Genomic DNA, 26,850 nt, shown 5'->3' with positions numbered 1-26,850 from the left:
GCAGAAACCATCCCTCCCACCCGTTCCCCTTAAACCTAAAAGGTACCATCCAAAACAGCGGCAGGCTGTCGGCCGGACTAACTCACTCGCTACGGCCTCAACTACGGGATTCCAAAGGGACGAGTCCCTTTGGGCGTTCCCCCAGCACCAACTTTTAGCCAGCAGCTATCCAGGACAGAGAACAAATCCCCACCCAGAGCAGCGAGTGGATTGTCGGGCTTTACCCGGACAACCGGCGAGCGGGCAGTACTGCCTATACCAACACAGGAGCTGAAACTATCCCTCCATCCGTTCCCCTTAACACTGAAAGGTACCAGCCAAAACAGCGGCAGGCTGTTTGCGGGACTAACCTGATCGCTATTGCCTCAACAATGGATTTCCAAAGGGACGAGTCCCTTTGGGCGCATCCCCCATCATTTTCTTTCAAAAGATGTAAGGACACATTTCCTTGCCGGTCATCAGCCTCCCGCCTCATATAAAAAAGCACCTCCATTTTTCGGCAGCACTTGCGGCAGGGAGCCCGAGGCATTATAATAGAACTGTTACGGCAGGGGCACAGGCCCCGGGGAATCGAAGGGAATATGAAGGAGGAATTGTTCCATGCTTTCTGATATTCAGATCGCGCAGCAAGCCACAGCCAAGCCCATCACCGAAATTGCCGCATCCATCGGCATCCCCCTGGAGGAGCTGGAGCCCTATGGACGCACCAAGGCCAAGATCAGTGAAAGTTTCATCCGTTCCATGGCGGACCGTCCCGACGGCAAGCTGGTACTGGTGACAGCCATCAACCCCACCCCCATGGGCGAGGGCAAGACCACCACTACTGTGGGCATCGGCGAGGCTATGCCCCTGATCGGCAAAAAGGCCATCATCGCCCTGCGGGAGCCTTCCCTGGGACCGGTTTTTGGCATCAAGGGCGGCGCGGCCGGCGGCGGCTATGCTCAGGTGATCCCCATGGAGGACATCAATCTCCACTTCACCGGCGATATGCACGCCATCACCGCTGCCAACAACCTTCTCTGCGCGCTGCTGGACAACCATCTCCAGCAGGGCAATACCCTGGGTATCGATCCCCGGCGGATCCTCTTCAAACGCTGCATGGATATGAATGACCGGGCCCTGCGGAACATTGTGGTGGGCCTGGGCGGCAAGATGAATGGTGTTCCCCGTGAGGACGGCTTCAACATCACCGTGGCCAGCGAGATCATGGCGATCCTTTGCCTGGCGGCGGATCTGCCGGACCTGAAGGCCAGACTGGGCCGGATTCTGGTGGCCTATACCTACAGCGGCGAGCCGGTGTATGCCCGCCAGCTTCAGGCGGAAGGGGCCATGACAGCTCTGCTCAAGGACGCTCTGAAGCCCAACCTGGTCCAGACACTGGAAAATACCCCCTGCCTGATGCACGGCGGCCCCTTTGCCAACATCGCCCATGGCTGCAACTCGGTGCGGGCCACCAAGCTGGCGCTGAAGCTGGCGGATTACACCATCACCGAGGCGGGCTTCGGTTCCGACCTGGGTGCGGAGAAATTCCTGGACATCAAGTGCCAGACAGCGGGCCTTGCCCCCAGCTGCATTGTGCTGGTGGCTACCGTCCGGGCGCTGAAATATAACGGCGGCGTGGCCAAGGCAGATGTGGCCCAGCCCAATGTGGAAGCCCTGAAAGCGGGTCTGTGCAACCTGGGCGCCCATATCGACAATATGCAGAAGTACGGCGTACCGGTGGTGGTAGCCATCAACCGCTTCCTCAGCGACAGTGATGAGGAGCTTTCCGCCATCGAGGAATACTGCACCGCCCGGGGTGCGGATTTTGCCCTGTCGGAGGTGTTTGCCAAGGGCGGCGAGGGCGGCAAGGCCCTGGCGGAGAAGATCGTGGCCGCCTGTGAGAAGCCCAGCGCCTTCCATCCCATTTATGACGCCGCTTCCGGCACCATTGAGAGCAAGATCGAAACCATCGCCAAGACCATCTATGGCGCCGATGGTGTTTCCTACACCGCTTCCGCCCGGAAGGCCATGAAGGACATTGCCGCCCTGGGCGGGGACAGCCTGCCGGTGTGCATCGCCAAAACCCAGTATTCCCTTTCCGATGACCAGAAGAAGCTGGGCCGTCCCACCGGCTTTACCATCACCGTGCGGGATGTTCGCCTGTCCAACGGCGCCGGATTTGTGGTAGCCCTCACCGGTGATATCATGACCATGCCCGGTCTGCCCAAGGCTCCCGCCGCGGCGCTCATCGATGTGGACGAGGCGGGCAACATCCAGGGGCTGTTCTGAGCCTCAATCTGAAAGAACGGAGTTTTACCCTCTATGATCATCCATACCCATTCTCCCCAGGAGACGATAGAGGCGGGACGGCAGCTGGCCAAGCTTCTGCGCCCCGGTGACCTGATCGCTTATCGGGGAGAGATGGCCGCCGGAAAAACCACCTTTACCGTAGGTCTGGCGGAGGGCCTGGGCAGCAGCGCCTGGGTCTCCAGCCCTACCTTTACCCTGGTCCATGAATACGGCGGTCCCATTCCCCTGTGCCACTTTGATATGTACCGCATCACCACCATGGGCGACCTGTATTCCACCGGCTTTTTTGACTATCTGGATCAGGGCTGCATTTTGGCGGTGGAGTGGAGCGAAAATATTGAAGAGGCTTTGCCGTCCCCCCACATCACCGTGGAGTTCCAAAAGGGGGAAGGGGACGAGCGCACCATTACCATTACAGGAGATGAACGTTTTTGAAGCTGCTAGCATTGGAAAGCTCCGCCGTGGCGGCCTCCGCCGCACTGCTGGAGGATCAGCGGGTGGTAGGAGAGTTCTTCCTCAGCACTGCCCAGACCCACAGCCAGACGCTGCTGCCTATGACCCAGCAGCTGCTGGCGGATACCGGCCTGTCCCTTCCGCAGCTGGATCTGCTGGCGGTGTCCAACGGCCCCGGTTCCTTTACCGGGCTGCGCATCGGTCTGGCTGCGGTGAAGGGAATGGCCTTCGGCGCGGACAAGCCCTGCGTGGGAGTCTCCACCCTGGAGGCCCTGGCCTATAATCTCCGTGGCTTTGAAGGCATTGCCGTGGCGGTAATGGACGCCCGGTGCCGTCAGGTGTATACCGCACGCTTTTCTCTGTCGGAGGGACGTGTGGAGCGGCTGAGCCCCGATGAGGCCATCTCCCTGGAAGAGCTGGGAAAAGTGTTGGAAAAGGAAGAAAAACCTCTTTTCCTGGTTGGCGATAGGGCAGAAATGTGTTATAATCAACTCTTGGATAAGCTGCCGCAGCTGAGGCTTGCCCCGCCGCATCTGCGCCTCCAGCGGGCCTCTTCAGTGGGAGCCTGCGCCCTGGAGCATTACGCCGCCGGAGAAGGGGTTTCCTGCGGGGAACTGACCCCCACCTATCTGCGGCTGCCTCAGGCAGAGCGGGAGCTTCTCAAACGCACCAGCCAAGGGAGCGAGGGCACACCGTCACTTGCCCAGGCCGGGAAGGAATGAACGGGAGGAAACATTCATGGCACAAAACAAACCTTTCATTATGGACCATCCCCTGATCCAGCACAAGCTTTCCATCCTCCGGGATGAAAAAACCGGTTCCAAGGAGTTCAGAGCCCTTACTTCGGAGATCGCTGCCCTCATCTGTTATGAGGCCACCAGAGACCTGACTCTGGAGGATGTGGAAATCCATACCCCCATGGGCCCCATGACCGCGAAGCATCTTTCCGGCCGCAAGCTGGCATTTGTCCCCATCCTTCGGGCAGGCATGGGCATGCTGGATGGCGTGCTGACCCTGGTACCCGCCGCCAAGGTGGGCCATATCGGACTGTACCGGGATCATGAGACCGCGCAGCCGGTGGAATATTACTGCAAGCTGCCCAGCGATATCGCTGAGCGGGATGTCATTGTTCTGGACCCCATGCTGGCTACCGGCGGCAGTGCCATTGACGCCATCACTCAGATCAAAGCCCGGGGCGTAAAGAACATCAAGTTCATGTGCATTATTGCTGCTCCTGAGGGAATGAATGCCCTTTCCAAGGCCCATCCCGATGTGCAGGTTTATTGCGGCGCTCTGGATGATCACCTTAACGGCGACAAGTACATTGTTCCTGGTCTGGGAGATGCCGGCGACCGCATCTTCGGCACCAAATAAAAGAATATTTTTGGACTGTGGGGGCCCGGCTTATGCCGGGCCCTTTGGTGTGCCGAAAAAAGTTCGGCACACTTCCAGGGGGACCCGGTCCCCCTGGATACGCCGCAGGTTCCTGGCGAAACCAGCGGCGATACCCCCGGTTTCGCGCCCCAGTGGGCACGGGTCGTAGTATAAAAATCAGGCGCATGTCCCTCTGAGTGTGCCGAAGGCATTCGGCACACTTCCAGGGGGACCCGGTCCCCCTAGATACGCCGCAGGTTCCTGGCGAAACCAGCGGCGATACCCCCGGTTTCGCGCCCCGGAGGGCGCGGGTCGTGGTATAAAAATCAGGCACATGTCCCTCTGAGTGTGCCGAAGGGGTTCGGCACACTTCCAGGGGGACCCAGTCCCCCTGGATACGCCGCAGGTTCCTGGCGAAACCATCGGTGATACCCCCGGTTTCGCGCCCTGGTGGGCGCGGGTCGTGGTATAAAAGTCAGGCGCATGTCCTGATTTTTATGGTTTTTGAATTTTGTTTGCACTTTGCAATAATTCTTACAGTCTGGGGCCCGGCTTATGCCGGGCCCTTAGTTTGTTATCCAGCCTTTTTTCTAAAAGAAGAAGGGTGACTGCGATTTTATAAAAAATACCTGTTGCTTCCTTCCGCATACCGCCTGTATTTTCCGCATAAATTGGTGGTAAGACAACGTGACAGAGGGGGTACAGGTTTGAAAGGCTTGCCGGAGGACAGAGCCGTCCGCTTTGCCCAATACATCATCGACACCGGAGCGACAGTCCGGGATACAGCCAAAAAATTCGACATTTCAAAATCAACGGTACATATGGAAGTGATAAATTAGAACGGTTGATATGGGCGATACAGTAAGCGCCCATACAGGCAAGTAGGCGGCATAGATTAGCACCGGGGACGGGCTGGCCTATGCCGCCTGCTTGCGTTTTGGAGGGGTGGGGTATAGCCGCACTTTTGTGTAGGCTGTATCGGCTTTCCGACAAAACTGGGGTTCCCAAAGGGGCCTCCCTTTGGCACACGGCTTTGCTTGCAAAGTGTAGTGTGTTATACCTGCTGTCACGGCTGGCGGGTAAAATGAGGGTTTTGCCGGATGGAAACACTCGCTTTGCCCGGCAGGAAAACGGGCAGGTTTTTGCGAATGGGAATGAGCAAAAAACTGGGCGGTTTCGGGAGTGGCAGCGGGGATATAACCGGCACTTGTTCATGGTTGAGTTTTGCTTTGCGCTATTTTTAGCTCATAGTAATACTCAAGTCGATACATAAAATCCGAGTCAAGGAATAGGAGCTTTTTATTAAACCGACGCGCCAAGGTCAATAATGTTTCTATCAGCTGGTCGTCTAATAACGCAGGTACAATAACGGAAATTATATCTGTACGATTATCTACCAAGCCTTTTATAACCTGATCTGTAATCTCGCGGCCTACAGTTGATGATCGCGTTATTTTGCTTGTTTGAGATTTCATGATCCCTTGCAGATTACATTTCCGCCCCTCATACATGACACTTATAGAAATATCGCCATATTCTTGTCCTTGATGTGGTTTGGGCGTAAAATCATTAAAGACACAAAATAGCTGTTGCAAACATTTTAAATCGCTAGGAGTCGAAGGAGTCTTATATTTACAAGATTGGCACATCTCATTCGTTGGATGTCGATTACATTTTTCTTTTAAGTGGCTTAGGACAGAATTTGCGTTATCAATAATTGACTGATTCAAAGTAAATGCATACAGTGGTTCAAAGGTTTGAATATCTTTAGGAAGCAGTCTCTTATATCCGTCAGAGCACATGATGTGCAAATAACCATTGTGTATAGCTAGGAACTCATTCTCCGCTAAAGATATTGAAGGGACAACCGTCTGTAACTCCTGTATTATCGAAGATGCAAATTCATCTTTGAGTGTCACAGATAAGCAATCTTCGACAGAAGATGTTGTATTGATATGTCCACACTCACATCGAAATGAATGTACAGTTTCACCACAGGATTGACAAATTATGCCGTTTTTTGTCAAAGTAAATATACTCTTGCTACAATTGGGACACGAAGGAATTACGGTTTCGTTACAATTATCGCAGTTTAACAAGAAACAATAGTCAATTTTATTTTTGAATGTCCAGAACATATTAGACGATTCAATTGAAATTGGATAACTTGTTAGTCCTTTTTGCTTACAGATCAAAATACATTTCGCCAAATTGTTCAGCATATCTCTTGCTGAAGTGCGTAGTCTTCCCCACGTAGCTCCGTTAAAGAGTTGGATGTGGTCAATCTTATCTATTCCTTCGTCTGTGAAAACATCAGTAAAATAGTCAATAATAGTGTTGATACGGCGAACGCTCCATTGTCGGAACTGTGTAGTAGTCAAATTTCTGTTTATATAGAGTTTTCCACGATGACTATTAATTCCAAGAATAGCTGTTGTGTCGTCATCGATTCCTTCACTATAGAGTGAAGATGCAATATCATATCCATCATAATCAGCTAGAATAGATTCCTGCTTTGAGGCCAAATCTGGGTCTGAAAATGTGGCCTTTTGAGGTTTTTCACTATCAGAACTATAATGTGTCAAAGACATCTTTTTTCTATTGTCTGGATCGAAGATCGTGTCTAACACACTCCTATTTAGCGATAAGCCAAGCATCTTTACACCGTATAAATGAAAAACAGCCTGCTTTATAATACCTTCAATGGACGGGGGCATATTGTAGAGGGCAACAAATCCTTTTTCAGCATTTATCCATGCGAAACAATCTGTCAACTCATGAATGTAATCGAAGTTGTTGTCTGCCGTTATGAAAGAATATTTTTTTAAGTAGCTGAGCCCTATCTCAAAAACCGTTGATTCGCTTTCTTTCCAGCTAGTTGCGGCAACGCACTTCAAATCTTTAAACTTCGCATCCTCTTTATAGGTTTTGCCAGAAAGAACTCTTTGCAGGTCATTTTTCAATTGTTCTTCATTTATTGATTTCCCGATAAAGCCGCTTGCCCAGAATAATACAAATCCTGGTTTTCGGCCATAACGATATTCATTGTAGTACTTTTTTATAACCGACTCTGTAATTGTAGGCGATAACTCGACAATCTGGCGCAATTCGGCTTTGGTCAATTTCAGAAGGGAATTTTTAATATTTTCAACTTTTTGTTGTCCTGTTACAGCAAGAAATTTAGTCTCCAATTCATCTGCTTCAAGACTTTCTAATAGCATTTTACAAATACCCTCAAGTCGCATTAGGTCGAGCGCCACACCCATTTCGCCGGTCAAGTTGTTCCCTCCATTTCATCCCAAACTATCAACTGATATGTAATCTTAATCATTACCGTATAGCGATCTACGAATAGCATCGCGGTAAACATTCCCCTCTGGGAGATTCATTGAAGAAAAAGCCTCCTGCACTTTGTAGACCGTCGTGCAGTGTTCTTCCAGTATACCAAGCGGAGTAATCATTCCATCCGCAGTAGCTCCCTGATAGTCGTAAGCAAGGAAGTGAATGGAAGCTGGCTGAGTAGGGAAACGCGGAATGCGATCTTTCCCGCCCAGTCTATTAAGTACACGATCATAAACTGCCTTAGGACACACAAAGAATAGCCCCGTCTTGCATAAATCTTCGCGTTGCAAAACTTGTCCTTTATAGATGAGCTGGGGGATAATCCGCTTCGAGACATTTTCCCAGTTAAGCCCTACCGTATCTGCGACAATTTCACGATTCTCCAAAAGAGCAGAGCGTGCCTCACGATAATTTCCGGTCGTGTCCATTGTCTGTACTTCAATGGCAGTAAACTCTGTAAGTTCTCCGTTTCCATCCAGCCGGGCCAAAACCCAATCGACAAAATAGGAACCTGTACCTGCACGCTGGGGCAAGCGCAGTTCTCCACCCCATCCATGCCCGAAAACAGCTATTGCACCATTTTCCAATTTTGCTTTTTCTACGGCTGCACGACCAGAATATAACCCCAATTCACAACCAAATGCTTGCTGTGCGACGAGATGTAACATTTTATAATTTTCTGCGTAGATCCGATTTGGACAACAAATCACATTTGGGGAACCCACTGTCTTTTGCCGAACAGCACATACTCCGGCAACGATGCGATCACGAGATAAAACCTTTGTACACTGAGTACCAAGAAAAGGGCAAAGTTGCCGCGTCGCCGCTGTGATAGCCTGCTCCGATTTATCCTCTGTCCGATAGCCGAAGAACTCCGCAATATAACCGGCCATTTATTTTCCCTCCTCTAAAATAGATTTCAATGCCAATCCGACAGCTTCTGCCAACAGAGGCGGAACAGCATTTCCCACTTGTGCAAACTGCTGGCCCTGTGTTCCTGTAAAGATAAAATGATCTGGGAACGACTGTATACGCGCGGCTTCCCTTACTGTAAAAGACCGATCTTGGCTATAATGGAAGTAAGCCCCCCAATGTGGATCACACTTCGTCAAAATCGTTGAGGCCAGACCATCAGGTGTCACACGCCCATATCGCTTGGTGTGATCTGATTTTCTTGCCCTCTGCATCCCTTTTGGTAAAAGATCATCAGGAATATCAGTCCAATTTCCACCGGGTTTGATATACTTAAGTCTTTCTTGGTTTTCTTTTGAAAGCCGAGGTGCTTCATGATTATATACACCACTGCTCCCGATTCGTAGCCGCCGCTGATAATCGCACATCGGCTCGCAAGCATATTCCTTTACAGCTGCCCCGCGTTCACCGCATTTTAAGAGGGGCAAATCTCCAATTGCCTCTTGTACCGTCGTAAATTTGGCAGATGCTTCGGGAGAAGGAAGTTTCACCAAAAGTTGTCCGTCAAAAGTTGTTGTAAAATTTGGTTTTATAGGTGCATGATAAATCGGTTCTGGGAACGCCAAAGCTGGCAGATTCCGCCCTCTTAAGCCGAGTATAATCGTCCTCCACCTCATTTGAGGAACACCATAATATGCTGCTCCCAGAATACGGACATCCGCGCCATATCCCAATTCGGCCAAAGCATTCAAAATTGCATGGAGAGTTGCTCCATGTTCAAAAGAAACAAGACCAGGAACATTTTCGATTAGTATTGCTCTTGGCGCAAAGGCATCAACAAAGCGAAGATACTCTTTGAATAAGTGGTTCCGCTGATCCAGCACGCTACGCACAGGAGCATTGATTGAAAAACCCTGACAGGGTGGCCCACCCGCAAGAAGGTCTAATTCGCCCCGCTCAATACCTAACTCATCCCGAATTTGGTCAGCATCAAGGGTACGAATATCTGCGGTCAAAACTTTGGCCGATGGATGGTTTTTTTGATATGTTGCAGCATACACCGGCATAATTTCTGAAGCAAACAAACTATGAAAGCCGGCTTCAGAAAGCCCCTCAGATAACCCACCTGCACCTGCAAACAAGTCAATCATTGTCAAATTATTGTTTGTCATTTTTCTTCCTCGTCCTTGTAATGCTATCTTTCGTTGGTTTCTCGGCATTTTCCGGGATAATCCAGATACGACTCATGCGCGACGCACCCATTATGCGGTTTTCTTTGCACAATATCTGAACTTGTCGTGGAGTTACTCCCCATTTTTCAGCAGCTTCTTGAACCGTTATATATCCATTCACTTGCGACACCTCATAATCATCCTGAATGTCTACATCCAACCAAGTATATTATATTCGTTTAAGCGAAATGATGCAAGTGTTTCAATACAGCACATGGGCAACGCGAACCATCAGAGGTTTTTCTGCAACATTTCTTGCAGAGCATAGGAAATCGTGCGAAGTTCTTTGCCCTCCGTAGCAACTTTACCATAGGGCATACTTACGCCCGCTTTTAAATCAATCGTAAATTTATCTGAATATGTCTTTTTGGCCCCAGAATGGTATTCAAGAGTAAATGTTACGGCTTTATTTATTTTCTGATAATCAAGTGTGCAGATTCGTGATTGCCCCGGAGCCAAAACAGCAGTACTAAGTTGTTGCAAATAATCTCTATCATTCCGGATTTTATAGCATCCGTTGAAATCGAAGTCATACTCAAACTTTGTTATGTAAGCTGTGGATTTTCCAAAGTTCTTAACAACTAAATAGAAAAATGGATCGCCTGCGTTAATTTCATCAGTATAAACAGAAATGAACGGTCGTGTTGATTCTTCAATCATCCTATTATTCTGGCGTAAAGTGATTACAACTGTGACGACAGAGATAACCGCCAGGATGAACGAAAGAACGCACAAAATAATATTAACAATAGTTGATACATCCATATTTAATCCCCCAATAGAATCTTTATTTTCCTGCCTGCTCCATCATCTTCTTTGCCAACTGCCGGAATTGTTCCGCCGTTTCCTCGTCCATCGGAACAAATTGCCCGATCTGTCCGGCAATCATTGCGGCAACATCGTCCATTGACGGCGGCTCTTGCTGTTGCCCTGCCAGTGTGTCCCTCATGGTTTGGAGCATTGCGGCGGTGGCAGCTTCCCCCGGCGGCTCTCCGTTGTCAATGTCTTTCTTAATATCCCGCAGGATAGCGAGGAACACATTTTTGATTTTCTCAATCTCCGCTTCGTGTTCTCCCACCTTCTGGGCGTTCAAAAACTGTAAATCCTGCTTTGCTTCCGCCCGATGTTCCGGGTATTCTTTCATCAGGTCGGACAGAGAAGCCGTAGCCATATCAATAAGCTGGTTCCTCGCCATAATCCCCCTCGCCGCTGTGTCTTGGAAATAAATCCGTATCAAGTGCATCAGCCGCGGGAAATTTTTGTGTTCCAGCAGACGGTTGAGGATTTCTATATCAATCGCACCGGTCACAAGCCCTTTGACCGCTTCATTTGACAAGCCCAATTCGGAAATATCATAACTTTTCGGGACTCTGACAGTGGTAAGCCCGAGGATATAATCGGTAGATGTTTTCAATTCCTTTGCCAGCTTTATCAGATAATCGCTGCTGATGGTTTTGAGGCTGCCGTTTTCAATGCGGGTAATCTGGGATGCGTCAATCCCGGTTTTCCGGCTCAATTCTTTCTTTGTCATCCCCAAATTCGTCCTCAGATCACCAATCCGATCACCTGGATGCCCCTCAAGCTGCTTCGCCGCCATATTTCCCCCTCCTTGCCTGTGTTTTTTTCTTTCCAGTTTACCATACCGGGCCGCATTTAGGAATAGTCCTGATTGCAAATTTACAATTTTCAAAGTCTACACGATGGCACAAATGCAATTCCCGCAGAAAAACGGGAATTGCATTTTTTCATGATAAACTGATCTCACAACCGGTTGAATACAACAAGAAACGAGGGATCAGCATCCATTCTATCAAAACTTTGCCGCCGCTGGAACGCAGGCCGGACGGTTCCCTTTACCGCATGACACCGGCCCAGAGGAAACAGGCGGCCAGCCTGATACGCCGGGAGTGCTGTTGCTTTGAGGGCGGCAACTGCATTGCCCTTGACGATGGGGACACCTGCACCTGCCCGCAGATGGTTTCTTTCTCGGTCTGCTGTAAGTGGTTCCGCTGGGCGGTCTTGCCGCTGGACGGGACGCTGGAAGCGGGGATTTTCCGGGATAAGGACTTGAAACGCTGTGCGGTCTGCGGGGCGGCTTTTGTCCCACGCTCCAACCGGGGGAAATACTGCCCGGACTGCGCCGCCAGAGTTCACAGGCGGCAGAAAACAGAAAGTGAACGGAAAAGGAGGTCTGCTGTGGACAGTTAGGAGCGGAAAAAGCCTTGATTTATCAGGCTCCGCAAGCCCCAAACCGGGGCGGGTGGTATAAACCTATCGCCCGCCCCGGAAAACGGGCTTCTAACCGTCCACAAAACGCACTATGACAAATACCATCTATATCCACCAGCCGGAAAAGGCGTTCAGCTTCACCCGGCTCCCGAATTTTCTCTTTGAAGCCCCCACATTCAAACCCCTGTCCAACGAGGCAAAGGTTCTGTACGCCTTTATCCTGCGCCGGACAGAGTTATCCCGCAAGAATGGGTGGGCGGATGACTGCGGACGGATTTTCCTGTATTACCCTATTTGTGAAGTGGTTGACCTGCTCCACTGTGGGCGGCAGAAAGCGGTGAATACCCTGCGGGAATTGCAGTATGCGGGGCTGGTGGAGATCCAGAAGCAGGGCTGTGGAAAACCCAACCGCATTTTTCCAAAATCCTATGAAGCGGTTCCAAACACCGACTTCAAGAAATCCGGTTCTGGTACGCCGGAGGGCTGAAAACCGTACCCATGAAGTACGGAAATCACTCCCCGTAAGTACGAAAACCGGACGGTATATAGAAATATAAAGATAAAAAGATTGATTTATATTCTATCCATTCCAATCCTATCTGAGCTATTTTCTGCGGGATTTTCCCTGTGGAAAACCCCGGATAGGAAAGGAATGGGGAAAGGAGCAGAATGGCACAACACGCAATTTTACGGTTTGAAAAGCACAAGGGCAACCCGGCAAGGCCGCTGGAAGCCCATCACGAACGGCAGAAAGACCAGTATGCCAGCAACCCCGACATTGACACCAGCCGGAGCAAATACAATTTCCATATCGTCAAGCCGGAGGGACGCTATTACCACTTCATTCAGAGCCGTATCGAGCAGGCCGGATGCCGGACAAGGAAAGACAGCACACGGTTTGTCGATACGCTGATAACCGCCAGCCCGGAGTTTTTCCAGGGGAAATCCCCAAAGGAGATACAGGCGTTCTTCCAGAGGGCGGCGGACTTCCTCATCGGACGGGTAGGCCGGGAAAATATCGTGTCGGCGGTGGTACACATGGACGAGAAAACGCCCCACCTGCATTTGACCTTTGTTCCGCTGACAAAGGACAACCGCCTGTGTGCAAAGGAGATTATCGGAAACCGGGCGAACCTGACGAAGTGGCAGGATGATTTTCACACCTACATGGTGGAAAAATATCCCGACTTGGAGCGTGGGGAGAGCGCCAGCAGGACAGGCCGGAAGCATATCCCCACCCGGCTTTTCAAACAGGCGGTTTCCCTCTCCCGGCAGGCAAGAGCCATTGAAGCCGCCCTTGACGGCATTAACCCGCTGAACGCCGGAAAGAAAAAAGAGGAAACCCTCTCCATGCTGAAAAAGTGGTTCCCGCAGATGGAGAATTTCTCCGGGCAACTGAAAAAGTACAAGGTCACAATCAATGACCTGCTGGCAGAAAATGAGAAGCTGGAAGCAAGGGCAAAGGCCAGCGAAAAAGGCAAGCTGAAAGATACGATGGAACGGGCAAAGCTGAAAAGCAAGCTGGACGATTTACAGCGGCTGGTTGACCGTATCCCGCCGGAAATCCGCAGGGAATTGGAACGGGCACAGCGGCCCCGCCGGGAGCGTGATCTTTGACAATCCAATCAGGTACTATTTTCCGCCTTGTTTTCATAGACATGGACAAAGGACAGACAGCAAGGGGGAGGTGGGAATGCTGCTGTGAAAGAACGCAAACTCAATTACCGGTTCCATAACCCAAACCCAACGGCAGCTACCGCCGATTACTTACTGAAAATCTTCATGAAAGCAAACCAGGGAAAGGTACAGCTTGCCATACAGGCTGCCGCAGATACGGCGGATGGTTCCGGCGAAAAGGATAACGAGGGGCGCCCTGCATAAACGGGGCGCCCCTTTCCCTATTGCAATCCCAAACAGCACATGATAAAATAGGGTTGTAACAGAACGGTTTGATTTTAACAGAGAGGTTTTGCTATGAACATCGCAGCTTACTGCCGCGTTTCCACCGACAAAGAGGATCAGCTCAACAGCCTGGAAGCGCAGAAAGAATTCTTCTCCGAATATACCAAACGCACCGGGGACAACCTTGTGCGCCTTTACGCAGACGAGGGCATTACCGGGACGAAAATCAAGAACCGGAAAGAGTTTTTGCGTATGATGGCGGATGCGGAACATGGCCTCTTTGATATGGTCGTGGTAAAAGATATTTCCCGCTTTGCCCGGAACACCGTTGACCTCTTGCAGAATGTCCGCAAGCTGAAAGCGTTGGGGATTGAAACGCAGTTTTTGACCGCCAACATGACCAGCATGGGCAACAGCGAATTTGTCCTGACCATCTTCGGGGCGCTGGCGCAGGAAGAAAGTGCGAACACCTCCAAGCGTGTGAAATTTGGCAAGAAAATGAACGCGGAAAAAGGCCGCGTCCCCAATATCGTCTATGGGTATGATAAGACCATCGGGGATTACTTCAACCTTGCAATCAATGAGGAAGAAGCGGCGGTTGTCCGCCAGATTTACCAGTGGTACATCAAGGACGGCTACGGGGCAGCAAAAATCTCCATCTTCCTCAACGAGCGCGGCCTGCGGACAAAGCGGAATTGCCAATGGAGCCAGAACGGGGTGTGCCGCATCCTGACCAATGAACTCTATACGGGGAAAATCATCAATGGCAAACAGGAAGTCACCGACTTTCTGACCGGCCAGCGGGCGGACAAGGATGCTTCGGAGTGGATGGTGGTTGACCGCCCGGACTTGCGGATCATCGACCCGGAAACCTTTGAACAGGCGCAGCAGATTATGAAATCCCGCGGTAAGGCGTTCAAGGTGGACAAGGAGCGCCAGAGCAACAAATACCTGTTCTCCACTCTCATCAAGTGCAAGGAGTGCGGCTGGTCTTTCCGGCGCACCGTCCGCACTTACAAAAACACCTATGTCCGCTGGGTCTGTTCCGGCCACAACGGGCGCGGGGCGGACAACTGCCCCAACGCCGTGACGGTGGACGAAGATGAACTTATCGAGGTTTTGCAGGAATATTTCGCCGGGCTGCTGAAAGCTAAGAAGAATGTCATCCGCTATGTGGTGGGGGAATTCCAGCGGGTCTATAAGGCAAAGGACGAAAACCTGAACTACGAAAAAGAACTGACCGCCCAGCTTGCCAAGCTGCAAAAGACCCGGCAGAAATATATGGATATGTACGCCGATGATTTAATCTCCCGCAAGGAACTCAATGATAAGATCGGCGGGATGCGGAAAGAGATTGAACGGCTGGAAAATGAACTGAAAATGGTGTCCTACCATCTGACAAAGGGCGAGCAGTTGGAAAGCGTCCTCGGTCAGACCTTCAAGGAGATCGAGGACATCACCGACGTGCGGCAAATGACAAACGCCCAACTCAAGCGGATTATCCAGAAGATTGAAGTGGACAAGGATGGGAATGTGGACATTTACCTCCGGCTGCTTGGCAATCTGGGCTTGGATGAAACCGTTCTAATTCGTAACGACGAAACATAAAGATATCACAGAACGTCTGGAGCAAATCAACCACACGCTTTATCTACAGGTGCGGGCAGTACTGACCAAAAACAAGGAAGAACGGCACATTCGGGGAGGAATGGCGACAAAGATGAAATATGCCCGACAGGGAAGCCAAACCAATCCTAAATAAAGAACGCAGCCGGTGGGCTTATAGAGAAAAGCCCCAGAAATAGGAAAATGCAGACAGAGAAACTGCTTTGGGCGACAAGCTGCTGAGAAAGAGGAAACCCGGGTATGGGAGAGGATACCGCTGATGTTTCGGCAGAGTTTTTCTCCACCGGGACAGTAGTTTAAAAAATGGACTGCGCACCATGGGGTTCAACAGCCCCGATTGTCTTTTGTTGGGCGCAGTCTGACAAAAATGCTTTCCGCTTTTGAGGAAAAGCTCCGGGTTTTTCTGAAAAACAGGGATATGAACACGCCAGCCGGCTGCCTGAAAAGGGGCCGGTTCTTTTTATCCAACGATTTGCACGATTTTTAAGCGGTGAAGAATGTGAATACTGCGTTTACAATTTTAGATGCTGGGCGAAAAAGTTTTTATCCTCCCATATGCTGAGGGGATTGTTCTACCTGTGCCTATGCTGAAGCAAAGAGCATTCGTTTGATTTTTTCATTAATGCAGGCGCCTTTGAGCAAATTTTCTTTCTCAACTTCAATGGAAAGGGCAAGCTTGATTTTTGCGGCGTATCTGTTAAAATAAAAATACCGGTGGACCAAAAAGTCAGCGTTCACCAATATTGTTTGATTAAAACAGCAGGAGGTCTCGTATCATGAAAGTTATTGCTACCAACAATGCTCCCGGAGCCATCGGCCCCTATTCTCAGGGTTATGAGGTGGGCGGACTGGTTTTCACATCCGGTCAGATCCCAATCGATCCTGCCACCGGCACTATGCCTGAAGGCATCGCTGCTCAGGCCGAGTGGAGCTGCAAGAACGTAGGTGCCATTCTGGAAGCTGCCGGCGTAGGCTTTGACAAGGTAGTCAAGACAACCTGCTTCCTGGCGGATATGGGCGATTTTGCCGCGTTCAATGAGGTGTATGCCAAGTACTTCACCTCCAAGCCTGCCCGCAGCTGCGTGGCGGTCAAGGATCTGCCCAAGGGCGCGCTGTGCGAAATCGAGGCCATTGCGGAAAAATAATCTTCCCCTGACAGGCGTACAGGTTTTTTAGTTTTCTCTCTTATTGGGAGGATTAAAAGCCCTGACTCCAGCCTGTCTGTGCTTTTGATATTCCGGATTACAAACTGACAGAGCCGGCCTTCTTTGAGGGCTGGCTCTGTCAGTTTGTCAAAAAAATTGTTTCGAATGGCAAGCAAAATTCAAAACCATAAAAATCAGGACATGCGCCTGATTTTTATACCCCGACCCGCGCCCATCGGGGCGCGAAACCGGGGGTATCGCCGCTGGTTTCGTCAGGAACCAGGCGGCGTATCCAGGGGGACTGGGTCCCCCTGGAAGCGTGTCGAACTTTTTCGACACGCCCATAGGGCAGGCCCTCAAAGAGGGCCTGCCCTGTTTTGTAAAATATTGCTGGGCATCATAGGCTGGAGACGTCAGGAAAGTTTGCAGCAAAGACAGCCTATTTGGGGGTTGGCTTTCTTTTGCTGTTTCAAGCTTGCAAAAGTGCAGTGGCACTCAATGAAAAACCGATCTTAGTCCTCCCGTTCCACCGTAAAGACCTCTTCAATGGTCACTCCGAATACCTGAGCAATGTTCCAGGCCAGAACCAGGGATGGATTGTAACGGCCCTTTTCCAGGTTTCCAATGGTTTCCCGCCGTACCCCAACCAGAGCCGCCAGCTCCTCCTGCTTCATACTGGTGCGGGCCCGATACTCCCGGATGCGGTTACGGATCATTTGCTGCCCTCCATTTCCTTCCATTCCAGAACCATCAAGCGGATGGTGAACAGGAAAATGGAAAGGGCAAAGCTTAATCCGAAGGCCATCGGCAGCATCCGTGAGGCTTCGGCAAACAGAAAAGCCCACAGGGTCAAAAAAGGCAGGGCGATCATCTGCCCCAGAAAGGCTGTGGTGCAGGCCTTTTGCAGATTTTCATAAAAGAGTTCGTCAGGAAGGATGTTCCAATAGCGCAGATAGTAAGCAAAGCCTAAAAAGCCCCATAAACCGTCGTTGTTGGTGGGGATGGCGAACAAGGCCAGCAGCGCCACCAGGGATAAAAGCACCAATGGATTAAATGTCCGCATTTTCATAGAGAGTCCTCCTTACTCTGAAATGAGATGTATTTCGCTCTTTATGATAAAAATATACCACATTTTAAAGATTGTCAAGCCCTTACCGGGGATTTTTGAGAAACGAAGAACTTCTTTATGGGGCACCTTGATGTGGATGAAGTTTTGGCAGCTTCAGCGAACAGAAAAAGTTGATGGAAAAAACGCTGTATCTTTTCGTTTTCCGCCACAGGCGGCCATTCTTCTTCCCTTTCCTCCATCTGAAAAGATTTCTGTGAAAATTTTCCGCCAAGGCCAAACCTGTGACGGAGGGAAATCGGCCCGCCGCATTTTGCTCATCTTTCTGGGGCGCAGCCGTACAAAAATGGATTTTTTGACAGCTTGCATCAAAAAGAACCCGGCCACTGGAAAAACAGGGACCGGGTTCTTTATATGGAGTAAAAAGATACAGGTGGGTCAGTTGGCAAACATATTCCGATTGCTGTCGGCGTAGACACTCAGCACCAATCCCACGCCTGCGTAAGTGGCCAGTACCGAGCTGCCTCCGGCGGAGAGGAACGGCAGCGTAACGCCAATGACCGGCATGATCATCAGGCACATGCTGATATTGACCACCGTCTGGGTGGCGATCATGGCAAAAACCCCTACACAGATATATTTCCCCACGCTGCTGCGGCTGAGAACGGAGGTGTGAATGATCCGTCCGCAGATGGTGGCAAAGGCCAAAATCACCAGGAAGCATCCCACAAAGCCCAGGGATTCTCCCAGAAAGGTGAAGATAAAGTCGTTGTAATTTTCCGGCACATAAACATGGTTTTCACTGAAGATGCCATTGCCGAAAATCTGACCGGAGCCCATGGCCGTCAGCCCCCGCAGCTGCTGGTAAGCGATACCCAAAGGGTCCAGCTCGGGATTCCACACAACCAGGAAGCGGTTGCGCTGGAAATCCGACAGCACGCCGAACCAGACCACCGGAACCAACGCCACCAGGGAGGCGATTCCCGCCAGAATCAGCTTCCGGCTCAACCCCGCCATAAACAGCATGGAGGCCACAATAGCCGCCATAATCAGCGCCACACCGTCATCCTTCTGCATCACCACCAGCAGCACCGGCAAGGCGGCATGGGCCAGCACCGGGATCAGGTTCCGGGGACGGTTGAGATCCTCCTCCACTTTGCTCAGGTGCCATGCCAGGGAAAGAATGGCCGCGATTTTCAAGAACTCTGATGGCTGCACGGTGGTGATCCCCAGATCCAGCCAGCTGCGGTTGTTGGAGCCGGGACGCTCCACTCCGAAGAATTGCGTATAGATCATCAGCAGTACCGCAGGGGGAAGATACAGCCGCCACAGCCGGGCAAGGGTTTCCGGGTCAAAAGCGGAAATAATCAGTGCCCCTATCACCCCCAGCAGAGAAGCGAAGGCCTGCACCTGCACGGTGCGGGAGCTGTCCAAAAATCCCGCGCTGTACAGGCCGCACAGCAGCACCACACTGAGGGTGGAGAGAGCCGTGGTCAGGGTCAGCAGCAGTTTGTCACTGCTCAGGAGGGTCTTGCCCACAGCCGCGGTGATCTTCATAGCGTTCCTTCCTTTCCGCTTACAGCAGGATGATAGATTGACAGCGTTATCCTCAGAGAAGAGGAACGGCTGCCTGCGTCAAGTCCCTGTGAAAACAGGTTCTGATCATGAAACGATATAACCCCTCCTGCAGCGACAGCGGGAGGGAAAAGTTTTTCCAGGCCGGCAAAAGATCTTTGCTGATGCTTCATCGACCAGAATCGCGCATTTTATTATAACACAGGGCAAGAGGCTAAAAAAGTACCGGCTGATGAACATTTTGCTATAAAAGAAGTTTGCACGGAAGGGGTGACCGGTATACGTTTTACCCTTCCAGGTGGTGTTCCTGTCTTGTTTGTCTGAAAACAAAAATGCGGCTTTATTGAAGAAGAGACAGGCTGTTGAAAGCCTTCCGGAACACATCCACCATCACCCGTGCGGACCGGGAGAGGGTGTCTCCCTGGCGGTAGGCAATGGTATAGATTCTCTGGGCGTTGGGCAGCAGGTGATAGTAACGGGGACGAATGTTTTCCTCCAGCTGATTGATCAGCAGATCCGGTACGAATCCCACCCCCAGGCCGGTGGAAACCAGCTGGTTCAGGGTGTCCCAGTTCATGGTCTCGCAGATAATGGTGGGAGAAAAACCGGCCTGTTCACAGAGCTGGCGGCTGAACTCGGAAACCTTTTGGACTGATTTGAGGGCGATAAAGGGCTGGTCACGGACCACTTTTAAATCGATGCAGTCCACGCCGTTGGCCGAGAAAGCAAACTGATTGATGGGACTGTCCCTGGGTACCGCCAGCAGGATGTTTTCCTGATAGACAGGTTCGTAAATGAGCAGCGGATTTTTAGGAAGCAGAGGTACCATGCAGAAATCCAGCTTGCCGTCGATGAGAGCCTTTTCTATTACAGCGGAGTAGTTTTCCGTCACCTCGTAATGAAGGGTGGGATATTTGTTGATCAAAGGAGGCAGCAGCAGCGGCAAATAATAGCGGCTGTAAAAAGGAGAAATGCCGAAGCGGACCACTTCTTCCGTGGGGTGTTCCAGTTCAAAAATACGCTGAACCAGCTGATTATAAATCTGAATCATCCGCTTGCCTTCCTGCAAAAACAGCTGGCCCACTTCCGTCAGTTCAGCGGAGTGCTTGCTGCGGTCAAAGAGCTTGGCTCCCAGCTCATCTTCCAGCTTTTTGATCTGCTGGCTCAACGCTGGCTGGCTGATGAACAGTTTTTCCGCGGCTTTGGTAAAGCTGCCGGTTTCCACAATGGCGATAAAGTACTCAATGGCTTTCAGCTGCAAGGTATTCTGCTCCCTTCCATAAGTATTTACTTATGTTCCATTATAAATGCTTTATTGACATTTTTCAATGATTGTCCCTATAATTAGGTCAGCAAATACTTAATTGCTGCAAAAAGTGAAAAAAATTTATGCACAATATTAGGAGGGGAAGAAATGAAAAAACTAACAACGCTGCTTCTGACCTTTGCTATGGTGTTATCGCTGATGACAGGCTGCGGTGGTTCCAGCACTTCATCCTCCAGCGCGGCTCCAGCTTCCGGCTCCAGCACTGCTTCAGAGGCCAGTGAGAGTACCGGAGAGACCAAATGGCCGGAAAAAGCCGTCACGATTACTGTCCCCTATGCTGCCGGCGGTGACTCGGACTTTAACGCCCGTCTGCTGGCGGAGAAGCTGACCGAAAAGCTGGGCCAGACCTTCATCGTCCAGAACGTGGCGGGCAACTCCGGCGCCACCGGCGTCCGCCAGGCCCTGAGCGCCGAGCCGGACGGGTATAACATCTCCTTCTGCCATACCGCCTTTATCATCAACTATTTCGCTGGCGCTTCCGACCTGACCTATGACGACATGAGCTTCGGCGCTGTTGTGGGACTGTTCCCGGTGGAAAGCGATGTGCTGGTGTGCCGTCCCAGCCTGGGCATCAGCAAGCTGTCGGAGCTGAAAGCCTACACAGAGCAGCATCCCGGCGAGCTGATTTTCGGCGCCGCCAGCGGCACCACCGTTCTGGTCACCGGTCTGCGGATGCTGGAAAACGGCTTTGGCATCACCCTGGTGGACACCGGCGGTACCGCCGAGCGTATGACCGCCATCCTGGGCGACCACGTGGACTTTGTCAGCGTGCCCAGAGGCAACGCCAAGGATTATCTGGCCACCGGAGAGCTCATCGAGATTGAGAACGACATGGGCATCGATATCAGCTGCCCCGCCTATTATCAGATGAACTTCCCCAAGGGTACCGATCCCGCCATCATTGAAGCTTTCAACGTCGCCGTGGCGGACATCATCAACAACGATGAGGATTACGCGAAGAGAATCTATGAAGCCTATCAGCAGACGCCCGTTTACATGAACGCTGAGGAAGGCGAGGCTTTCATGCGGGATATGTGGGAGGAATTCTCCACCTGGAACTGGACCATCTGATGCTTTTCAGTGATTCTTAACATTCAGGCGCCGCGACAAGCCATATCGTGGCGCCTGAAACAGATTTTAGGAGGTCATCATGAAGAACTCCAGAAAAGAATATCTAATGATGTTTGTGATTATCGGCATCCTGGGCGGGGTGGCTCTGGGCGCTTCCTTCCAGATCCCCGCTGGAGGAAACCTGGGTCTTGGCGCTGACTTCATGCCCAAGATCGTGTCGGTGATTCTGCTGTGCTGCGCCTTTGGCTTTTTGATCCAGGCGCTGCGGGCCCCCAAGGAGGAACCGGTCCAGAAAAAAGAGAAACGGGACCCGGTGCCGGCCATTCGCTTCTGTGTCGCCTTCGGTTTGCTCATTCTCTACACGGTGCTGCTTAAACCGGTGGGTTTTGTGATTATGACAGCGCTGTATGTGTTCGCCCAGTCCCTGTTTATGGTGCCGCCGGAAAAAAGAAATTTTCTCTTTTCCGGTATTCTGGGTGTGGCTTCCTCGCTGCTGATTTATTTCGTTTTCGCCAAGGGCCTGAGCATGACGCTGCCGGCCGGTATTTTGGACGGAATTCTATAAAGGAGGAAACGATATGGTACTAGATGGAATCCTCAGTATCCTGGAGCCGGCCACCATTGCCTTTATGTTATTGGGCACCACGGTGGGCATCATTTTCGGCGCCATTCCCGGTCTTTCGGCCACCATGGCGGTGGCGGTATTCCTTCCGCTGACCTTCAAGATGCCCCAGATTATGAGCATCGCGTTTCTGGTTTCCCTGTACATCGGAGGCATCTCCGGCGGACTGATCTCGGCCATCCTGCTGAACATTCCCGGAACCCCCTCCTCGGTGGCCACCACCTTTGACGGCGTGCCCATGGCCCGGAAGGGTCAGGCGGGCAAGGCCCTGGGTATAGGAGTTTTTTCCTCCCTGGTGGGCACCCTCTTTTCGGTCATCATCCTCATCTTCGTGGCTGCCCCCATCGCCCGGCTGGCGCTGAAATTCGGTCCCTTTGAGTTTTTCGCCGTCTGCCTGTTCGCCATCGTCCTCCTCAGCGCCCTTATCTCCGACTCCCTCCTCAAGGGCTTCACCTCCGCCTTCTTCGGGGTCTTTGTGGCCCTCATCGGTGTGGCTCCCGTGGGCAGCGCCGTCCGCTTCACTTTCGGCATCCAGGCCCTGGAGCTGGGCTTTGAGGACCTGCCGCTGCTCATCGGTCTGTTCGCGGTGGCGGATATCCTGGCCGCTTCCATGATCCGCCCCACCACCCAAAAGGTGGAGATCGTGCAGAATTATAAAATCAAGGGTCTGGGCTTCAAGCTGTCGGAGCTTTCCGGCCAGGGCTGGAATTTCCTCCGGTCCTGTCTGGTGGGCCTGTTCATCGGCATCCTCCCTGGTATCGGCGGCTCCGCTTCCAACGTCATCGCCTATACCGTGGCCAAACAGGGCAGCAAGCATCCGGAGAAATTCGGCACCGGTATTGTGGATGGCATCGTGGCCTCCGAAGCCTCCAATAACGCCTGCATCGGCGGCGCCATGATCCCCCTGCTCACTCTGGGCATCCCCGGAGACGGTCCTACCGCCATCCTGTTGGGCGGACTGACCATCGCCGGCATCACCCCTGGCCCCCTGCTGTTCCAGAGCAACGCGATTTTTGTTTACGGCGTTTATACCGCCCTGCTGCTGGCGTCGGTGATGATGTTCCTCATCGAACTGTTCGGCATGAAGTACTTTGTCCGCATCCTCAGCATCCCCAAGTATTATCTGATGCCGGTAATCATGGCTCTGTGCGTGGTGGGTACCTATGGCACCAACAGCCAGATTTTTGATATCCTGGGCGCTATCGTTTTCGGCGCCATCGGTATGCTGATGGAAAAGTACGGTTTCCCCATCACTCCCTTCCTGCTGGGCTTCCTGCTGGGCGGCATTATGGAATCCAACCTTATCCGGGGCATCCAGTATGCCAGAGGCGACCTGATCGGCGGCTTGCTGGGCTCTCCCATCGCTATGGTGTTCCTGGTTGTGGCTTTCCTGGCTCTGGTATGGACCATCATCAGCCGTTACAGAAAGGCCAGACAGGCCCAATAACCTGATCAAAGAATATAAAGGACGGTGTTGTTTCCGTGTTTGTTAATTACGCACACAGAGGCGCAAGTCAATATTTCCCCGAAAATACCCTCAGCGCTTTTTACGCTGGCCTGAGGATGGGCGCCAATGGAATTGAGACAGATATTCACAAAACCAAGGATGGCGTATTGGTGCTGTTCCACGATGATGAGCTGGACCGGGCCACTGATGGCACAGGCTTGATTACGGATTATACTTATGAAGAGCTGCTGCGCTTTCGTGTTCACAATCCCGCCGGTGACCGGGTGGACTGCATTGTGACGCTGGAGGATTTCTTGAAATATTTTTCTTTCCGGGACCTCACCTTTGCCATCGAGCTCAAGCAGGATCATGTGGAGAAAGAAACCATTGATATGCTGGAGCGGTTCGGCATGAGGGAGAAGACCATTCTCACCTCCTTCAACTACGAAAGCATCAAGAACGCCAAAGCTTACAACCCCAATTACCGTGTGGGTTATCTGTATGAGCCGGACGAGAAGGAGCCGGTGGAAAAGCTCCGGGCCATCGGCGGCGAGGAACTGTGTCCCCTGGCGGAGCTGGTGACCCAAAAGTCGGTGGAAGAATTTCATGCCATGGGCTTCTCGGTACGGCCATGGGGCATCTACAATGCCGACATTATGAAGGAAATGTGCTCCTACGGGGTGGAGGGCATGACGGTCAACTTCCCCGATGTACTGACGGAGTACCTGGAAAGCACGGGTCACAAGGAGTGACAGAGAGGAGATACCAATGAAGTTTGAGCATATGGAAACCGTCAATGCCATTGTCAGCGGTACCTATCTGCCCAGGATGTTCCGGGCCCGTCAGGTGTTTCCCCGCCCGGCCCTGGAGGTAGCCTGTATCCCTGAGATCCTTCGGGGAGAGCTGGAGAATGGTGGAGTGGCGGACCGGATCAAACCTGGTATGTCCATCGCTATTACAGCAGGTTCCCGTATGATCGCCAATTCTGTTACGATTCTGCGGGGTATCGTGGAGTTTGTCCGGGCCCAGGGGGCGTCCCCCTTCCTCATCCCCGCCATGGGCAGCCATGGAGGCGCTACGGCGGAAGGGCAGAAGGATATGCTGGCAACCCTGGGGATTACAGAAGAGACAGTGGGCTGTCCCATCCGCAGCAGTATGGAGACGGTTTGCATCGGCAAAAATGATGAAGGCGTGGATTCCTATATGGACCGGTACGCCTATGAAGCGGATGGCATCATTGTCTTTAACCGTATCAAGCCCCACAGCGGTTTCCGGGGCAAGTATGAAAGCGGCCTGATCAAAATGATGGCCGTGGGCCTGGGCAAACAGTACGGCGCCGAAGTCCTTCACTCCGGCGGCGATGAAACGCTGGCCAAAAACATCTACCTTTTCGGCAAGGCGATTCTGGAGCATTCCAAGGTGCTGTTTGCTGTGGGTGTGCTGGAAAACGCCTATGATGAAACGGCGGAGATCCATGTAGTGAAGGCGGAAAACATCCTGGAAGAGGAACTGGTCTACCTGGCCAAGGCTTTCACCTATATGCCCCGGGTGCTGGTGGACAGCTGCGATGCCATGATCGTAGCCTGCATCGGCAAAAACTACTGCGGCGGCGGTATGGATTCCAACATTACCGGGCGTTTTTACTCTCCGCTGTTCCACAGCAGAATGGAGGCGCAGCGGATCGGCGTGCTGGATATCTCCGAGGAAAGCCATGGCAACGCCAACGGCATCGGTGTGGCAGACGTCATCAGCAAGCGGGCCTTTGACAAGCTGGATGCCGCTACCACCTATCCCAACGCTTTGACCACCACCTGCTACCGCAACGCGTCCATCCCCCTTGTGATGATGAATGACCGTCTGGTGATGCAGACCTGCGTCAAAGGCTGCTATCGCATCGATCGGGAGCATCCCCGGGTCATCTATCTGAAAAATACCCTGGAACTGGAATACATCTGGCTGTCTGAAAGCTATCTGGATGAAATCCAGGGGGTAGAGGGTCTGACGGTGGAAAGCGAACCGGAATATATCCAGTTTGACCAGCAGGGGAACATTCTTCGGATGCCCTGAAAAATAATGGCTCTCCTTTAAACTTTCATTTTTGAACAAGAGCGCTCGCTCCGGGCTTTGAATGAGCCTGGGGCGAGCGCTCTTGTTAAGGCCGCTGCGCCAATCCGGCTGGAACGAGAAAGGCGACACCGTAAAAATCCACCTTAGGGGACTGTGAATGAGCCCCGCCGTCTGAGAAAAGCTGTGGCGAAGTGCCCCGGCAGGATAAGTTTTTGCGCATATTGTCCCTTGGAGGAAGCGGGAGAGGACACATTGGAGGGAAGGAGAACCCCGAAAAATCTTGCATGGAAAAAAATGGTGTGATATAGTAATATATAGAAAAACCGTGACTGAATTCAAAAATATGGATTTTTCGGAGGCACGCCATGGACACTTTTGAAGCTTTTGTGGAAAAAACGGTACAAACTGTAGGGGACATAATCGCTCAGGTGGGAAATCTTGTAATGCCGGTGATGAGATATGTTGACGCATCGGAGCATGCCACGGCGCTGAAGGTTGGCGGTTCCATCTTGCTGATCGTGCTGGGGATCATTTTTATGATGCACTCCTTTCACCAATTCAGCACCAAAAACGACAGTGAGGATGATATGGACCTGCCGGATAGTTTCATTTTTGCCAATATGGTGATGAAGGCATTTTATCCCTTTTTGGTCATCTATCTTTTTATGGCCTCCGTCAAAGGACATCAGGTGCTGGGGGCGGCGTCCATGACATTTGATAACTATGTGGAATGGCATGAAAGCTATCAGTTTTTCGGGGCGCTGGTGTTGTTTGAGTTTTTGTTAGTATCAGCTCTCTGTGTCCTCAGGCTCAAGCCCCTCAAACTGGTCAAATACTGGACACTGACCGTCGACTATGCCATCATCGGCCTGGTTCTGGGGAACATTTATCTGTTTTTGGCTCAATTGTTTTCCCAAAACTGGCTGGGAAGCCTGGTGGTGTACCTCTTTGGCATTTTCTTGGATACCCTCATTCCTTTCCTGTTTATAGGTACTTCTGTGGCTCCCATCTATGCGTTTTTGTTTGGGATTGGTTCAGTGTTTGTCCGGTTTTTCCAGTCATTTACCTTCCAGGTGGAAACCAGAAGCGGGAAAACCTATGAGGGAAACGCGCTGTTCTTCATCATGGATCAGCTTTTGCCATGAGGTTTTCGCCGGCGCACTGTGCT

At 51.6% G+C, this 26,850-nt stretch carries 29 protein-coding genes; 19 read left to right on the top strand and 10 right to left on the bottom strand.

Annotated elements, in window-relative coordinates:
* The first annotated feature begins 600 nt into the window (after positions 1-600).
* The 5 genes from BQ5383_RS04415 to BQ5383_RS19955 all read left to right on the top strand — a co-directional run bounded on the left by BQ5383_RS04415 (position 601) and on the right by BQ5383_RS19955 (position 4,958).
* Complete coding sequence (locus BQ5383_RS04415) at positions 601-2,271, top strand: formate--tetrahydrofolate ligase (protein WP_071429584.1); 1,671 nt, start codon at positions 601-603, stop codon at positions 2,269-2,271.
* A 33-nt stretch (positions 2,272-2,304) separates the two neighbouring features.
* Complete coding sequence (tsaE, locus tag BQ5383_RS04410) at positions 2,305-2,727, top strand: tRNA (adenosine(37)-N6)-threonylcarbamoyltransferase complex ATPase subunit type 1 TsaE (RefSeq protein ID WP_071429582.1); 423 nt, start codon at positions 2,305-2,307, stop codon at positions 2,725-2,727.
* Positions 2,724-3,467 carry a tRNA (adenosine(37)-N6)-threonylcarbamoyltransferase complex dimerization subunit type 1 TsaB gene (gene tsaB, locus BQ5383_RS04405; protein ID WP_071429580.1) on the top strand — a complete coding sequence of 248 codons (744 nt, stop codon included), beginning with the start codon at positions 2,724-2,726 and terminating at the stop codon, positions 3,465-3,467. The genes tsaE and tsaB overlap by 4 nt, the downstream gene beginning before the upstream one ends.
* A gap of 16 nt (positions 3,468-3,483) precedes the next feature.
* Positions 3,484-4,119 carry a uracil phosphoribosyltransferase gene (upp, locus tag BQ5383_RS04400; protein WP_071429578.1) on the top strand — a complete coding sequence of 212 codons (636 nt, stop codon included), beginning with the start codon at positions 3,484-3,486 and terminating at the stop codon, positions 4,117-4,119.
* A 674-nt stretch (positions 4,120-4,793) separates the two neighbouring features.
* On the top strand, positions 4,794-4,958 hold the full coding sequence (locus tag BQ5383_RS19955; RefSeq protein ID WP_420835661.1) for a sporulation transcriptional regulator SpoIIID: 165 nt from the start codon (positions 4,794-4,796) through the stop codon (positions 4,956-4,958).
* Between the two features lie 372 nt (positions 4,959-5,330).
* Here BQ5383_RS19955 and BQ5383_RS04395 read toward each other — a convergent pair whose 3' ends face one another.
* The 6 genes from BQ5383_RS04395 to BQ5383_RS04375 form a co-directional block, all read right to left on the bottom strand.
* Positions 5,331-7,397, bottom strand: coding sequence for a hypothetical protein (locus tag BQ5383_RS04395; protein WP_071429576.1), 2,067 nt, complete (start codon positions 7,395-7,397; stop codon positions 5,331-5,333).
* A 45-nt stretch (positions 7,398-7,442) separates the two neighbouring features.
* Complete coding sequence (locus BQ5383_RS04390; RefSeq protein ID WP_071429574.1) at positions 7,443-8,354, bottom strand: NotI family restriction endonuclease; 912 nt, start codon at positions 8,352-8,354, stop codon at positions 7,443-7,445.
* The gene (locus tag BQ5383_RS04385; protein ID WP_071429573.1) at positions 8,355-9,545 is read right to left on the bottom strand and encodes a DNA cytosine methyltransferase; all 1,191 of its coding nucleotides are present in this window, start codon (positions 9,543-9,545) and stop codon (positions 8,355-8,357) included. It lies immediately after the preceding gene.
* On the bottom strand, positions 9,532-9,735 hold the full coding sequence (locus tag BQ5383_RS19950; protein WP_420835660.1) for a DNA-binding protein: 204 nt from the start codon (positions 9,733-9,735) through the stop codon (positions 9,532-9,534). Before BQ5383_RS19950 ends, BQ5383_RS04385 begins: the two co-directional genes overlap by 14 nt.
* Before the next feature lie 101 nt (positions 9,736-9,836).
* The gene (locus BQ5383_RS04380; protein ID WP_071429571.1) at positions 9,837-10,370 is read right to left on the bottom strand and encodes a hypothetical protein; all 534 of its coding nucleotides are present in this window, start codon (positions 10,368-10,370) and stop codon (positions 9,837-9,839) included.
* Between the two features lie 22 nt (positions 10,371-10,392).
* Positions 10,393-11,202 (bottom strand): helix-turn-helix domain-containing protein, encoded by an 810-nt coding sequence (locus BQ5383_RS04375; protein WP_071429569.1) that lies wholly within the window; start codon positions 11,200-11,202, stop codon positions 10,393-10,395.
* A 197-nt stretch (positions 11,203-11,399) separates the two neighbouring features.
* On the opposite strand from BQ5383_RS04375, the gene BQ5383_RS04370 reads away from it, so the two are divergent.
* The 7 genes from BQ5383_RS04370 to BQ5383_RS04345 all read left to right on the top strand — a co-directional run bounded on the left by BQ5383_RS04370 (position 11,400) and on the right by BQ5383_RS04345 (position 16,507).
* A complete protein-coding gene (locus tag BQ5383_RS04370; RefSeq protein ID WP_071429986.1) occupies positions 11,400-11,813 on the top strand; it encodes a cysteine-rich VLP domain-containing protein in 414 nt (137 codons plus the stop codon).
* A gap of 112 nt (positions 11,814-11,925) precedes the next feature.
* Complete coding sequence (locus BQ5383_RS04365) at positions 11,926-12,321, top strand: replication initiator protein A (protein WP_020225131.1); 396 nt, start codon at positions 11,926-11,928, stop codon at positions 12,319-12,321.
* A 182-nt stretch (positions 12,322-12,503) separates the two neighbouring features.
* On the top strand, positions 12,504-13,451 hold the full coding sequence (gene mobV, locus BQ5383_RS04360) for a MobV family relaxase (protein ID WP_071429567.1): 948 nt from the start codon (positions 12,504-12,506) through the stop codon (positions 13,449-13,451).
* Between the two features lie 84 nt (positions 13,452-13,535).
* Entirely contained in the window at positions 13,536-13,715 is a 180-nt protein-coding gene (locus tag BQ5383_RS04355; RefSeq protein WP_071429565.1) for a hypothetical protein, read from the top strand.
* A 93-nt stretch (positions 13,716-13,808) separates the two neighbouring features.
* On the top strand, positions 13,809-15,344 hold the full coding sequence (locus BQ5383_RS04350; protein WP_071429563.1) for a recombinase family protein: 1,536 nt from the start codon (positions 13,809-13,811) through the stop codon (positions 15,342-15,344).
* Positions 15,345-15,393: 49 nt separating this feature from the next.
* The gene (locus tag BQ5383_RS22060; protein ID WP_476726759.1) at positions 15,394-15,498 is read left to right on the top strand and encodes a sporulation transcriptional regulator SpoIIID; all 105 of its coding nucleotides are present in this window, start codon (positions 15,394-15,396) and stop codon (positions 15,496-15,498) included.
* A gap of 640 nt (positions 15,499-16,138) precedes the next feature.
* Positions 16,139-16,507: a RidA family protein gene (locus BQ5383_RS04345; RefSeq protein ID WP_071429561.1), complete on the top strand. Its 369-nt coding sequence runs from the start codon at positions 16,139-16,141 to the stop codon at positions 16,505-16,507.
* Between the two features lie 512 nt (positions 16,508-17,019).
* Here the strand turns inward: BQ5383_RS04345 and BQ5383_RS04340 are convergent.
* Complete coding sequence (locus tag BQ5383_RS04340) at positions 17,020-17,223, bottom strand: helix-turn-helix transcriptional regulator (RefSeq protein WP_071429559.1); 204 nt, start codon at positions 17,221-17,223, stop codon at positions 17,020-17,022.
* The gene (locus BQ5383_RS04335; RefSeq protein ID WP_071429557.1) at positions 17,220-17,576 is read right to left on the bottom strand and encodes a DUF3796 domain-containing protein; all 357 of its coding nucleotides are present in this window, start codon (positions 17,574-17,576) and stop codon (positions 17,220-17,222) included. The genes BQ5383_RS04340 and BQ5383_RS04335 overlap by 4 nt, the downstream gene beginning before the upstream one ends.
* 130 nt (positions 17,577-17,706) lie before the next feature.
* On the opposite strand from BQ5383_RS04335, the gene BQ5383_RS04330 reads away from it, so the two are divergent.
* Positions 17,707-18,048: a hypothetical protein gene (locus tag BQ5383_RS04330; RefSeq protein WP_071429555.1), complete on the top strand. Its 342-nt coding sequence runs from the start codon at positions 17,707-17,709 to the stop codon at positions 18,046-18,048.
* Here BQ5383_RS04330 and BQ5383_RS04325 read toward each other — a convergent pair.
* Both BQ5383_RS04325 and BQ5383_RS04320 read right to left on the bottom strand, forming a co-directional pair.
* The gene (locus BQ5383_RS04325) at positions 18,012-19,130 is read right to left on the bottom strand and encodes an FtsW/RodA/SpoVE family cell cycle protein (RefSeq protein WP_071429553.1); all 1,119 of its coding nucleotides are present in this window, start codon (positions 19,128-19,130) and stop codon (positions 18,012-18,014) included. The two genes, BQ5383_RS04330 and BQ5383_RS04325, sit on opposite strands and share 37 nt — an antisense overlap.
* A gap of 358 nt (positions 19,131-19,488) precedes the next feature.
* On the bottom strand, positions 19,489-20,409 hold the full coding sequence (locus BQ5383_RS04320; protein WP_071429552.1) for a LysR family transcriptional regulator: 921 nt from the start codon (positions 20,407-20,409) through the stop codon (positions 19,489-19,491).
* A 153-nt stretch (positions 20,410-20,562) separates the two neighbouring features.
* Between BQ5383_RS04320 and BQ5383_RS04315 the strand changes: the two genes are divergently transcribed.
* From BQ5383_RS04315 to BQ5383_RS04290, 6 genes are all read left to right on the top strand, one after another.
* Positions 20,563-21,546, top strand: coding sequence for a tripartite tricarboxylate transporter substrate binding protein (locus BQ5383_RS04315; RefSeq protein ID WP_083389816.1), 984 nt, complete (start codon positions 20,563-20,565; stop codon positions 21,544-21,546).
* A 79-nt stretch (positions 21,547-21,625) separates the two neighbouring features.
* Positions 21,626-22,111, top strand: coding sequence for a tripartite tricarboxylate transporter TctB family protein (locus BQ5383_RS04310; protein ID WP_071429550.1), 486 nt, complete (start codon positions 21,626-21,628; stop codon positions 22,109-22,111).
* A 13-nt stretch (positions 22,112-22,124) separates the two neighbouring features.
* Positions 22,125-23,615, top strand: a complete 1,491-nt coding sequence (locus BQ5383_RS04305; RefSeq protein ID WP_071429548.1) for a tripartite tricarboxylate transporter permease — start codon at positions 22,125-22,127, stop codon at positions 23,613-23,615.
* 35 nt (positions 23,616-23,650) lie between these two features.
* On the top strand, positions 23,651-24,367 hold the full coding sequence (locus BQ5383_RS04300) for a glycerophosphodiester phosphodiesterase (protein WP_071429546.1): 717 nt from the start codon (positions 23,651-23,653) through the stop codon (positions 24,365-24,367).
* Positions 24,368-24,383: 16 nt separating this feature from the next.
* Positions 24,384-25,682, top strand: a complete 1,299-nt coding sequence (locus BQ5383_RS04295; protein ID WP_071429544.1) for a nickel pincer cofactor-dependent isomerase, group 22 — start codon at positions 24,384-24,386, stop codon at positions 25,680-25,682.
* Between the two features lie 365 nt (positions 25,683-26,047).
* On the top strand, positions 26,048-26,827 hold the full coding sequence (locus BQ5383_RS04290) for a hypothetical protein (RefSeq protein ID WP_071429542.1): 780 nt from the start codon (positions 26,048-26,050) through the stop codon (positions 26,825-26,827).
* Positions 26,828-26,850: the final 23 nt, after the last annotated feature.

The sequence above is a fragment of the Angelakisella massiliensis genome (genome assembly GCF_900104675.1).
Taxonomy (GTDB): domain Bacteria; phylum Bacillota; class Clostridia; order Oscillospirales; family Ruminococcaceae; genus Angelakisella; species Angelakisella massiliensis.
Note: the sequence above shows the minus strand (reverse complement) of the source record. Positions and strands in the feature narration are given on the sequence as shown.